The 11,047-nt window shown below is 62.3% G+C and carries 10 protein-coding genes; 1 reads left to right on the plus strand and 9 read right to left on the minus strand.

All coding sequences use genetic code 11. The annotated features are described in order from the left end of the window. Positions 1-68 precede the first annotated feature (68 nt). The gene (locus LCH64_RS25670) at positions 69-986 is read left to right on the plus strand and encodes a DHH family phosphoesterase (RefSeq protein WP_226501679.1); all 918 of its coding nucleotides are present in this window, start codon (positions 69-71) and stop codon (positions 984-986) included. An 8-nt stretch (positions 987-994) separates the two neighbouring features. On the opposite strand, the gene LCH64_RS25675 is transcribed toward LCH64_RS25670, so the two are convergent. The 9 genes from LCH64_RS25675 to LCH64_RS25715 all read right to left on the minus strand — a co-directional run bounded on the left by LCH64_RS25675 (position 995) and on the right by LCH64_RS25715 (position 10,956). Then, positions 995-1,204 carry a hypothetical protein gene (locus tag LCH64_RS25675; protein WP_226501680.1) on the minus strand — a complete coding sequence of 70 codons (210 nt, stop codon included), beginning with the start codon at positions 1,202-1,204 and terminating at the stop codon, positions 995-997. A gap of 215 nt (positions 1,205-1,419) precedes the next feature. Next, a complete protein-coding gene (locus tag LCH64_RS25680) occupies positions 1,420-2,808 on the minus strand; it encodes an amidohydrolase family protein (RefSeq protein ID WP_226501681.1) in 1,389 nt (462 codons plus the stop codon). 13 nt (positions 2,809-2,821) lie between these two features. Continuing rightward, on the minus strand, positions 2,822-4,177 hold the full coding sequence (locus LCH64_RS25685; protein WP_003224032.1) for a nucleobase:cation symporter-2 family protein: 1,356 nt from the start codon (positions 4,175-4,177) through the stop codon (positions 2,822-2,824). A 243-nt stretch (positions 4,178-4,420) separates the two neighbouring features. Then, positions 4,421-5,461: a GTP-binding protein gene (locus tag LCH64_RS25690; RefSeq protein WP_103519977.1), complete on the minus strand. Its 1,041-nt coding sequence runs from the start codon at positions 5,459-5,461 to the stop codon at positions 4,421-4,423. Positions 5,462-5,527: 66 nt separating this feature from the next. After that, complete coding sequence (locus LCH64_RS25695; protein WP_139055948.1) at positions 5,528-6,157, minus strand: UbiX family flavin prenyltransferase; 630 nt, start codon at positions 6,155-6,157, stop codon at positions 5,528-5,530. After that, positions 6,154-7,539 (minus strand): UbiD family decarboxylase, encoded by a 1,386-nt coding sequence (locus tag LCH64_RS25700; protein WP_003224035.1) that lies wholly within the window; start codon positions 7,537-7,539, stop codon positions 6,154-6,156. Before LCH64_RS25700 ends, LCH64_RS25695 begins: the two co-directional genes overlap by 4 nt. A 243-nt stretch (positions 7,540-7,782) precedes the next feature. Next, a complete protein-coding gene (locus LCH64_RS25705) occupies positions 7,783-8,688 on the minus strand; it encodes an amidohydrolase family protein (RefSeq protein WP_007952854.1) in 906 nt (301 codons plus the stop codon). Positions 8,689-8,692: 4 nt separating this feature from the next. After that, positions 8,693-9,622 (minus strand): amidohydrolase family protein, encoded by a 930-nt coding sequence (locus LCH64_RS25710; RefSeq protein ID WP_003224039.1) that lies wholly within the window; start codon positions 9,620-9,622, stop codon positions 8,693-8,695. A 443-nt stretch (positions 9,623-10,065) separates the two neighbouring features. Next, the gene (locus LCH64_RS25715) at positions 10,066-10,956 is read right to left on the minus strand and encodes a LysR substrate-binding domain-containing protein (protein WP_226501682.1); all 891 of its coding nucleotides are present in this window, start codon (positions 10,954-10,956) and stop codon (positions 10,066-10,068) included. Positions 10,957-11,047: the final 91 nt, after the last annotated feature.

Here is an 11,047-nt window from a genome sequence, read left to right on the forward strand (position 1 = left end):
GAGCTGCCGAAGGCTGCGATCTTTTTATGTCACCCCAATGTCATGGAAATGTGCGACGTTTGCGCCCCATGAAAATCATCACCTCCGGCGCGTCCTATCTGGACATCGACGCCTACACCTGCTGCATCGCCTACGCAGAATTGCTCAACCTGCAAGGCAGTCCCGCCCGCGCGGTCAGCAGCGCAAAGCCCAACAGCAGCGTGTCGCCGACCGTTCTGAGTTGGGGCGCTGCTTTTCAGCGTTACACGCCGCAAGCAAACGACGAATTCGTGTTGGTCGATGTGTCCGACTATCACCACTTCGACCCGCTGGTGGTGTTCGACCAAGTGGTCGAGGTCATCGATCATCATCCCGGTTACGAGCCGTACTGGGCAGAGCGACTGGGTTCCGCCGCCGACATCCGCCCGATTGGTGCAGCGGCGACGCTGGTTTTTCAGCGTTGGCAAGCTGCGGGTCTGCTCTCGCGAATCAGCGAGCAAAGCGCGAAATTGCTGGCCACGGCAATCCTCGATAACACGCTTAACCTCACCGGGCAGATGACCTCTGAGGCGGATATTGAAGCTTATGAGACATTAATGCAGCGGGCGAATCTGCCGGCAAACTGGCCCGAGCGGTATTTCCTCGAATGTCAGGCCGCCATCGAAGCAGACCTGCAGACCGCGTTGGCGGCGGATCTGAAACGCTTCAAACCGGACAGCAACCTGCCACAGGTCTTCGCACAGATGACGGTGTGGGACGCCGATGCGTTGCTTCACAAACATCGCAACCAGATCGGCGGCTGGATGGTCGGGCAGGGCGATGACTGGTTGCTGAACGTCATCAGCATCCGTGACGGCAAGAGTTGTTTGCTGGCTGAGCCGCTGCTCAGCCAGCAGAAGCTGGATCGGTTGTTGCCGCTGCAATGGCAGGCGGGCATGGCTGTTGTGAAACCGTCGATGCTGCGCAAGGAACTGCTGAAACTGGGGCTGAACCTCAAGCCGCTCTGATGCGCTGATCAACCGGGTCGGTCATTCTTGCCCGCTGTGCCCTTGCGTCGGTCGGGGCCGTTGGGGTTGCCGACATCCAGCAACCTTCGTTCGACCAAAACATTCTCCAGTGCCTGACGCTCGACCGGCCGCATTTGGTGTTCGCGCTTTTTCAACTCCAGCAGGATGGGGCTGGACCAGGTGCGATAAGTCTGTTCGATGTTGCGACGCGACGTCATCAGTCTCTCCTTGATCAAGAGCCCGGTGGAGCTGGCAGGGGCTCAATCCGATGAGGGAGTAACCTTAGTCGACAAACCCCGAGTCCGCGAATGCGCCGTTGTTCACTGTAGGAGTGAGCCTGCTCGCGATAGTGGTGCGTCAGTAGCGCAAATGTCAGCTGACACACCGCTATCGCGAGCAGGCTCACTCCTACAGGTTTTGCATCGCCTGCGGGTCAATCGTCGATATTCATCATCGCCTGTACACCTTCCCACGCCTCGGCACGCATCCGTTCGATATCCAGCCCCGGAATCACGCCGTTATCGACCACGATCCGGCCACCCACCAGGCTGTATTTCACGCTGATCGGCTCACCCGCCACCACCGGTGCGACCGCACTGTCGTGGAAGCCGAAGAAGCGTGGGTGATCAAGGCTGTAGATCACCAGATCCGCCGCTTGCCCGACCTCCAGCGTACCGACCGCGCCCAATCCCAATACCTGCGCACCGCCCGCCGTGCCCCAGTGGATCACGTCTTCGACGGTGGTCGCTGAGGCGCCCTGTTCGGCGCGGTGGATCAGCCACGCGGTGTTGGCTTCGCCGACCATGCTTCCGGATTCGTTGGACGCCACGCCGTCGACGCCGAGGGATATCGGCACGCCGGCCTCGTACATTTGCGGCACCGGCGCGACGCCGCTGCCGAGGCGAGCATTACTCACCGGGCAGTGCGAGATGCCGGTGCCGGTCTGGGCGAGCATGCGGATTTCGCCGGGTTGCAGGTGCACGGCATGGGCAAACCAGACGTCCGGGCCGAGCCATTCGTGTTCGGCGACGAATTCCACCGGCAGGCAGTTGTACTTGTCGCGGCAGAAATTCACATAGTTCTGCGTTTCCGACAAATGCGTGTGCAGACGCAAACCGAGACCGCGCGCGGTGTGCGCCAGTTCGCGCAGCAGGGTCGGCGGCAGCGAAAAGGTTGGCGTGGTGGGTGCGACGACCACCCGGCGCAGGGCGTCCGGGGTGTCCTGGTGATACAGCGATTTCAGCCGTTCGATGTCGCCGACCATTTGTTCGAGGCTTTCCGGTTGCAGCGCGGTTTTCGAGAAGCCCGGGTGGGCGCTGGCGGACTCCAGTGCGCCACCGCGACACAACACAAAGCGCAGGCCGAATTCGTCCGCCAGATCGAACAGCAAATCCCCGGTCTCGGTGCTGCCGTGGGCGTGGTAGAGGTAGTGGTGATCGGCGCACGTCGTCACCCCAGACAGCAGCAACTCGACCATGCCCAGACGGGCGGCGATCCGCGCCAGTTGCGGGGTGAAGCGGTTCAATCGTGGATATGGCACGCTCGCCAGCCAGCCTTGCAGATCCTGATTCAAGCCTTCGGGCACGGCTTTGAGCAGGTTCTGGAACAGGTGATGGTGGGTGTTGATCCAGCCCGGATAGACCACGCCGTTGCGCGCATCGATGACTCGCTCGCCGGGTTGCGCTTGGAGGTCGGCGGCCATTTCGGCGATGCGTCCGTTGACCACACGAATGTCCACTGCGCCGGCCCGGGCACGCGGGCCGCGCAGGCCGGTCATCACTGCGACCGGGTTTTTGATCAGGATGTTTTGAAGTCGAGTCATGGGCAGGCTCCAGTCAGAGAATGTGCGAGGCGGATTTGCCGGGTGTGGTTTCTGGCACGCTGACGCCGTTGAGCGCCGCGTTGAGCAGCACCGACACCAGGCAGGCGATGACCACGCTGCTGTGCAGGAACGGCTGTGACCACTCGGGCATTTGTTTGAACAGGGTGGGCGCGAGCACCGGTACCAGCGCGGCGGCGATGGTGAAACCGACGATCAGCACGTTGAAGCGATTGCGCTCGTAATCGACCTTGGCCAGGGTCTGGATGCCCGCCGCCGCGACCACGCCGAACATCGCAATGCCGGCGCCGCCCAACGCCGCGGTCGGCATCGAAGCGATGATCGCCCCGGCCTTGGGCACCAGCGCAATCGAACACATCAGCAGGCCACTGACGGCGACCACCCAGCGGCTGCGCACACCGGTCAGGATCACCAGACCGACGTTTTCCATGAAGGCGATGAACGGGAATGCGGCGAACATCCCGGCGATGGTGCTGGCCAGGCCATTGGCGCGCAGGCCGTTGATTACCTGTTTGTCTTCTACCGGTTTGTCGACGATGTCGCCGATGGCCACGAACAGCCCCATCGACTCGACCATCTGCACGATCATCACCACCACCATGGTCGCGATGGGGATCAGGCTGAAAGTCGGCAAACCGAAGTAGAACGGATAGGGCACGGTCAGCCACGGCGCCTCTTCGACACTGTGGAAATTGCCCATGCCCAGACCGTAAGCCAGACCGGCGCCGACCAGCATGCCCACCAGCACCGCCATGTTGCGCAGCAGCGGACTGCCATAGCGATTGACCAGCAGAATGGTCAGCAGCACCACCACCGCCACCGCGAGAAATGCCGGGGCGCCGAAGTTGCTCGCGTTGCGTCCGCCACCGACCCATTCATAGGCGATCGGGAACAGCTGCAAACCAATCACCGTGACGATGCAGCCAGTGACCACCGGCGGGAAAAACCGCCGCAATCGGCCCACGAACGGCGCCATCAGCATGGTGAAGATCCCGGCACCGATCACCGCCCCGCAAACCCCGGCAAACCCCACGTCGGGGTTGCTGCCGATGGCAATCACCGGGCCGACGCTGCTGAACGCCACGCCTTGCAGAATCGGCAGACGCACGCCGAATTTCCAGAAGCCGACGGTTTGCAAAAGGGTGGCGATGCCGGAGCAGAACAGCGTGGTGCTGATCAACACCACGGTGTCGGCGTGGGACATTTTCAGAGCACTGGCGACAATCAACGGCACGGCGATGGCGCCGATGTACGAGACGGCCATGTGTTGCAGGCCGAGGGTGAGCATCTGTCGCACCGGCAGAACGCGGTCGACGGGGTGCACGGTGGAGGAAGGAGTGGCTGACGACATGGGGAATCACCTCTAGCTGTTGTTATTCGGTACAGAGGGGTATTCGTCTGATGCTGTCTTAGAGGCACCGCAATCCTTGTGGGAGCGGGCTTGCTCGCGAAAGCGGTGTGTCAGTTGACATCATTGTTCAATGACCCACCGCTTTCGCGAGCAAGCCCGCTCCCACAGGTTTTGTGTTGTGCAAAAAATCTGGCATCAGTCATTCGTGCCCGAAGCCGCCATCCACCGGCTCCGATGCCTTGTTCAGCCTGCCAGGCAGGCGGCAAAGCCCTGATTCAGCGCCGCGCGGTCCAGGTCGCGGCCGATGAACACGATCTTGCTCGAGCGAGGCTCCGTGCCCCACGCGGTCGAGGCGCGAAACTCCACCAGGCTGTGCACGCCTTGCAGCACGTAGCGCTGGTCTTCGTTGGCCACGGCGAGCACGCCTTTCATCCGATAGAGGTTGTCGGCCTGCGAGGAGCGCAGCTCGCTGATCCAGCGATGGAACGCCATCAGGTCGACCGCGCCGTCCACGGCGATGCCCACCGATGACACGCTGGGGTCGTGTTCATGGTCGGCTTGTTCATGGTGGTGTTCATGGTCGTGATGCTCAGGTTCAGCGCCGATTTCCATGAGCTTCTGCGTGCACTCGAACGCGCCGATGCCGAGGATTTTCGTCAGGTCGATCTGTGCATGAGTGGAGGTCACCAGATCCGCCGTGGCGTTCAAGCCACGGATCTTGCCGCGCAGGATTTCCACCTCGTCGCTGCTGACCAGATCGACCTTGTTGATGACGATGCGGTCGGCGCAGACGATCTGATCCACCGCCTGATTATCGACGCCATCCAGTTGCAGATCTTCCAGGTGCTGGGCGATGTGCTTGGCGTCGACCATGGTCACGATCGCGTCGAGTTCGACTTCCTCGGCAATCGGGTCATTGATGAAAAAGCTCTGCGCTACCGGGTACGGATCGGCCAGACCGCTGGTCTCGATCAGGATGTGATCGAGACGCACCGGCCGCGCCACCAGCTCGCGGACGATGCGCACCAGATCCTCACGAACCTCGGCGGTACAGCACACGCAGCCGTTGACCATCTCGTAGATTTCTTCGGTCTCGGAGCTGAGCACCAGATCGCCATCGATCCCGACCTCGCCGAACTCGTTTTCGATCACGGCAATCTTGCGCCCGTGGTTTTCCTTGAGGATGTAGTTGAGCAGGGTGGTTTTGCCGGCACCGAGGAAGCCGGTGAGTATGGTCACAGGGATTTTGGTATTGGGGGTTGGGGCGTTGAAGGGGGTGTTCATATGAAGCTCCTTGATGGACGCGGATTTGCTCTGGGTGGGAGCGGGCTTGCTCGCGAATGCGGTGTGTCAGCCACCATCATTGTTGAATGACCCACCGCATTCGCGAGCAAGCCCGCTCCCACAGGGTTCTCGGTGTTCTTTCCAGCGGGTGGCAACCCCGGCATCGAGGCCAAACAGGTCGAGCACTCTGCCGAGGCTGTGATCGACCATCTGCGCCAGGCTCTCGGGCCGGGCGTAGAACGCCGGCACCGGCGGGGCGATGATCCCGCCCATCTCGGTGACGGCGGTCATGTTGCGCAGGTGGGCGAGGGTCAGCGGCGTTTCGCGGGCCATCAGCACCAGCGTGCGGCGTTCCTTGAGGGTGACGTCGGCGGCGCGGCCGATCAGCCCGGACGAAGTGCCGGTGGCGATCTCCGCCAGCGTGCGCATCGAACACGGCGCGACCACCATGCCCAGGCAGCGAAACGAGCCACTGGCGATCCCGGCGGCGACGTCATCGGCGCGGTGGTACTGGCTGGCGAGTGCGGTGACCTCGGCCAGTTTGTAGTCGGTTTCATGGGCCATGGTCAGCAGCGCGGCGCGGCTGATGATCAGGTGGCTTTCGATGTCCAGTTCGGCGAGCAATTGCAGCAGGCGCACGCCGTAGATGAAGCCGGACGCGCCGCTGATGCCAACCACCAGCCGCTGGCGGTTCACGATGCCAGCCCTTTGAGCAGTTGCCGGGCACGTTCGAGCACGTCCTGATCGAGCTGCGCCTTGATCCCGTCGAAGCCCGAGCCACGGGTGGCGTCCAGGCCCATGCGCGAAGTGGTGCCGTTGACCGAGGACGACGGATCCAGCGGGCTGCCGGGCAAGCCGTCGATCACGAAAATATCCAGATGCGGCTGGAAATGCGTGGCCAGCGCCCACAACACCTGGCTGTCGTCGGTGATGTCGATATCGCTGTCCACCGCGATCACGCTTTTCAGGTACGGGTCCCAGCCGAGCAGGGCGAGCATGATCTGCCGCGCTTCGCCGTCGCGGCTCTGATCCAGCGCCACATAGCAATGAAAATGCGTGCCGGAATTCGGGTAATGCACGGCGGTGACGGCAGGGAAGCGCGCCTTGAGTTTTTCGCTCATTTCCGCTTCGCGCGGTAGCCGCGCGAGGGTCAGGTGTTCGGCGTAGCGGCCGCCCATCACGTCCACCAGCCAGGCGTCCTTGCGCCGTAACAGGGTGTCGACGCGCAGCACGTTGTTGGTCGAGCGATCCGAGGAGTAACCGCTGAATTCGCCGAACGGGCCTTCCTCGGCGTAGGCCGTCGGGTCGATGGCGCCTTCGAGGACAAACTCGGCATAGGCTGGCACGCCGATGCCGTAACGCGGGGTCTTGACCAATTCCAGCGGCGCGCCGAACAAGCCGCCGGCGACGGCGCGTTCATCGCTGCCATAAGGCAAGCGAGCAGCGGCGGCGAGCATGAACAGCGGATGCGCGCCGACCACCATCGCCACGCGCAATTCTTCACCGCGTTCGCGGGCGGTCTGCAGCATCCGCCACAGGTGTCCGCGCGAGTGCAGGCTGGTTGCCAAGGACTGGCGGGCGTGGCGCATCGAGCGGTGGTAACTCATGTTGGCGATGCCGGTCAGCGGGTCCTCGGCGATGATGATCGCGTTGGTGATGTACGGGCCGCGGTCGCTGTCGAAGTGCTTGAGCATCGGCAGCAGCGCCAGATCCACGGCTTCGCCTTCGAACACTTCATCAAGCACCGGGCCGGTTGCCACGTAGCGCGGCGCGATGGGCTGGTTGGCGCGGCTCTGGAAAGTTTCGTGCAATTGCGCCGGGGTGACACCGAACAACCGGGCAATACGGGTGCGGGAGGCGAACAGATTGGTCGCCACCGGCACCTTGAGGCCGCCGACGTTTTCGCAGATCAGCAACGGATCGCGGCCCTGTGCGGCGAGGGCATCGACCAGGGCAGTGACGTCCTGATCGGCAGAAAGCGCTTGGGTGATGGTCAGCACATCGTCCGGGTACTCACGGCGATAGGCGTCGATGAAAACGTGAAAATCCTGCGTGTCGCCGAGCGTCGAACGGGTCATGGTTTCACCTCGTAAAAAGCAGGCACGCAGGGGTGAGAGGGCGTTCGATCGAGCAGCCGTTGGCCTGCCGGTCGAGAGAACGCCGGGTCATCTTCGTGCCTGTAAAGTCGCTGTGTAACTGTCGTAACACTGCCCAAATGTGGGAGCGGGCTTGCTCGCGAATGCGGTGGATCAGCCACATTTATTGTTGAATAACACACCGCTTTCGCGAGCAAGCCCGCTCCCACATTGGAATGTGTCTACCTAGAGGTACGTGGTAGTCAGGCGAATATCGGCCTCCGCCAGATCCTTCGGCGGCGGCGTCGGTTCGATCCCGCACAACCGGGCGATGTTGTTGCCCAGGTAGTCCTCCAGATGATCTTCATCGATGCCCAGCCCTTGCGGTGCCGGTGAGCACAGCACCTCAAGCTCCCTTAGCCACATGCCCGGTTCGTTCGGCGGCGAGTCGGTGCCGAACACGATCTTGTTGCGCGGCAGTTCCTTGGCGAATTCGACGATCCGCGACTGGAAGCACCAGCCGGATTCGCAGTACACGTTCGGCGTGTCCATCGCCATCCAGAACGCCTCGAACGAGTAGTTGCCGCCGGTCTGGATGCCGAAGTGGCCGATGATGAAATTGACCATCGGGAACTCGCGGATGATCGGGTAGAACATCGTCGGAATGGTGTACGGGCCATCGCCCGTATGGATCAGCACCACGATGTTGTACTTGGCGCAGACTTTCATCGCCGGACGCAACCAGTCCAGCGCCCGGTCCGGGCGATAGCCGTGCATGTTGGCGTGCAGCTTGAGCATCTTGAAACCGTATTCCTTGATGTGGAATTCCAGCTCCGCCGCACCGTTTTCCGGTCCCCAGCGTGGGTTGAAGTTGAAGTTGCCGATGAAGCGATCCGGGTACTTCACGCACAGTTCGGCGACGTACGACATGTAGTCACGCACGCCCTCGCGGCCCCGGCGGTTGCCGTCGCGATAGCCGGTGTTGCCCGGTGGCGGCTGGATGAAGCCCATGTCGATGCGGCGCGGTTTGCCGTTGATCATGTACGGGCCGTCCATCAGCTTGAGCATGCGCTCGCCGGTGAACGGTTCGCCGGTGTGGCGCCAGGCCTCGTCGACCAGGTTGGTGGGGTGCAGATGGGTGTCGATGATCATCGGTTCAGCTCCTGGCCAGTTGCGTGGTGACGGGGCGCTTGAGTTGCGCCTCTGCTTCGGAAACGGAACGCGGCGGTGCGGTTGGCTCGAGGCCGATCATCCGCGCGGTGTTGTTGCCCAGGTACTCCTCGAGGGTGTCTTCGTCGAGGTTCAGGCCCTGCGGCGGCTCGTGGCACAACACTTCGAGCAGGCGCAGCCACATGCCCGGTTCGTTCGGCGGAGTGTCGGTGCCGAAGAGAATCTTGTGCGTTGGCAGGACCTTGGCGAACTCGACGATCCGCGATTGCAGGCACCAGCCGGATTCGCAATAGACGTTGGGCAGTTCCATCGCCCATTGCATCGGTTCGAACACGTAGACCCCGCCGGTCTGCACGCCGAAGTGGGCCATGATGAAATTCACGTTGGGGAATTCCTTGATCATCGGCACCCATTCCGACGGGATGCTGTACGGCCCGTCACCGGTGTGCAGCTTGACCGGAATACCCAGCTCGGCGCATTTCTCGAAGCACGGGCGCACCCAGTCCAGTGCACGATCAGGCCGGTAGGCGTGCATGTTGGCTTGCATCTGCACCATCTTGAAGCCGTGTTGCTTGACGTAGCGCTCGATCGCTTCGACGCCGTTTTCCACGCCGCAGCGCGGGTTGTAGACGAAGCAGCCGATGAAACGATCCGGGTAGGTCTGCACCATTTTCAGGGTGTAGGCCATGTAGGCGTCGATGGATTCACGGCCCGAGAGTTCGCCGTCGGTCCAGGTGTAGATGGTGTTGCCCTGCGGCGGCTGGATGAAGGCTTTGTCGATCCGGCGAGGTTTGCCGTTGACCATGTACGGGCCATCCATCATCTCCAGCAAACGCTCGCCGGTGAACGGGTCACCGTCATGCCTCCAGGCGAGGTCCACGAGATCCGTGGGATAGCAGCTGATATCGATGATCATTGAAGTCGATCTCCTGATAGCGGGGAAGGGAGCCTTGCGGCTCTCGGCATCCACGCCCCGGGCTATCGGCCATTTCTATGCGCAGCACTCGCGCATTCCCTCGCCTGTTCGCATCCGGCCCGGGTGGGTGGTTGCTGAGGGCGAGTATTGGAAAGGGCGGAGGGGTTCGTACAATATTAATTGGGCGCGCTGGTGATACTTGGGCGATATGGTTTTGGTTTTTACTTCTGTGGAAACTGTACCGGCGCTATCGCGAGCAGGCTCACTCCTACAGGGGGGCACATTCCAATTGTAGGAGTGAGCCTGCTCGCGATGGCGGAGTGTCATTCAACAGTGATGTGACTGAAGGGGCCTCTTCGCGAGCAGGCCCGCTCCCACAGGGGGAATGCATTTCAGCGGAGGAATGCGCTCGAAATGTGGGAGCGGGCTTGCTCGCGAAGGCGTCAGGACTGTGTACGCGCAGCCAACTGCCTGATCACCTCAACCACCGGCGCCACGCGCTCGGCCTGCCCATGCGGCCATACCGCGTAGAGGTTGTAATGCGCAGCAATCTGCGCCTCGTTCAACGCCACCAGCCGCCCACTGCGCAACGCATCGGCGGCGAGTAAGCCGCGTACCAGTCCGGCGCCCACCCCGGCTTCGGCAGCCGCAGTCAGGTTCGCCGCATTATCGAAAATCACCCGCGCCGCTGGCTCTACCGGCGGCATCCCGGCCGCATCCAGCCACGGAATCCACGACCTTCGCGTATACCCCAACAGCGGCAACTGCAGAATCTGCTCCGGGCTCAGCGGTAACTGCAGACCATAGCGCTCAAGCAGCGCCGGCGAAGCCACGGCCAACACCCGATCGCCGCAGATCTGCGTCATCTCGCAGTCATCCCAATCGCCATAGCCGTAACGCAACGCCAGATCGACCCGCTCGAAGCTGCCGCGATCACTGCGCGGCATCGACAGCAGCGTCACCTCGTAATCCGGGAGTCCGTCGAGCAATTCCGGCAGGCGCGGATTGAGCCAGCTCTGTGCCAGTTCGCTGTCGACGTCCAATGTCAGGCGCTGCGCCACGCTGCGGTTTTTCACCGAGGACAGCGCTCGATCGATTTGCGCCAGACCGTCCGCCAGCACGCTGGCAAACAACTGCCCGGCATCGGTCAGGTTGCTGCCGCCGCCTTCACGCACGAAAAGCGGCTGGCCGATGAATTCTTCGAGCGCGCGGATTTGCTGGCTGATCGCGCTGTGCGTCAAGTCGAGCTTGCGCGCCGCGCTGGAGAAACTGCCACTGCGCGCTGCGTGGATGAACGCGCTCATGGACTGCACCGACGGGTATCGCTTGTACATGTTGTTAGTCCTGCTTACACCGGTTGGCAGAAATCGTCGCTGGCCGCGTGTTGCGTGGGCTTCCAATAATCGGTCACCAGGCCCGCACAAA

The organism is Pseudomonas sp. MWU16-30322, assembly GCF_020515535.1.
GTDB classification, from domain to species: Bacteria; Pseudomonadota; Gammaproteobacteria; order Pseudomonadales; family Pseudomonadaceae; genus Aquipseudomonas; species Aquipseudomonas fluorescens_H.